Source organism: Cyanobium sp. NIVA-CYA 375 (assembly GCF_056108345.1).
The window spans coordinates 1-833 of sequence record NZ_JBSYHW010000291.1 but is presented as its reverse complement, the minus strand read 5'-3'; the positions used below and the strand labels follow the sequence as shown (position 1 = coordinate 833).

Annotated in this window: 1 protein-coding gene; it reads left to right on the top strand. The window is 47.1% G+C overall.

Going from position 1 to position 833, the window contains the following annotated elements; translation table 11 throughout:
* Positions 1 to 110: 110 nt before the first annotated feature.
* Positions 111 to 833, top strand: a 723-nt coding sequence (locus AC01FP_RS18150; RefSeq protein ID WP_474482218.1) for a type IIL restriction-modification enzyme MmeI, incomplete at its 3' end; no start/stop codon positions are given.

The window sequence follows — 833 nt, the reverse complement described above, 5'->3', positions numbered from 1 at the left end:
TGCAATTAACTATTCAAATTATAAGCTATTGTCGCCTCAACGCAAGGGCTGATCGTATTTTTCGAGGTGCCCTAAATGAACTCCCCGAAAACTTACACCTGTTCTGGTGGATGGCTGGGCACGAGAGCCCTGTAGAAGCATTTGAATCTGAGGAAGACTGCAATCAGAAAGCTACTGGCATTATGGCAGTGCTCCATGATTCACTCAGGGATGCAGGTTATTCAGAGGCAGACCGGAGAGTATGGCTGACCAGAATCTTATTCTGCATGTTTGCCGATGATACTGACGTATGGGATAGAGCTGCTTTTCATGCCTATGTCGCACATCAGACACGCGAAGACGGCAGCGATCTTGGTTCCAAGCTTGCTGAGGTCTTTCAGGTATTAGACACACCAGAGATTAAACGCTCGAATCTCCTTAGCGAAGAGCTACGGGTATTTACCTACATAAATGGTGATCTCTTCTCGGATCAACTCAGGATACCTTCTTGCAATGATGCAATCAGATCTGCTCTCCTCGCAGCCTGCAGGTTTAATTGGGCAGCCATCAGCCCTGCCATCTTTGGTTCGATGTTCCAAAGCGTCATGCTGGATCAGGAGCGGAGGAGAATTGGGGCACATTACACAGAGGAAGACAAGATACTTAGAGTTATTAGACCATCGTTCCTCGACGAGCTTGAATCCGAACTCAATTCATGTGTGACCCTAGTAAGTCTACGACAGTTTCACGAAAAACTATCGGCACTTACATTTTTTGACCCCCAGTTTCAGGAAAGTTGTCACCCCTCTGATCAGTACATCCGGGGGCTTGAGGACATGACTAATGCGTCGATA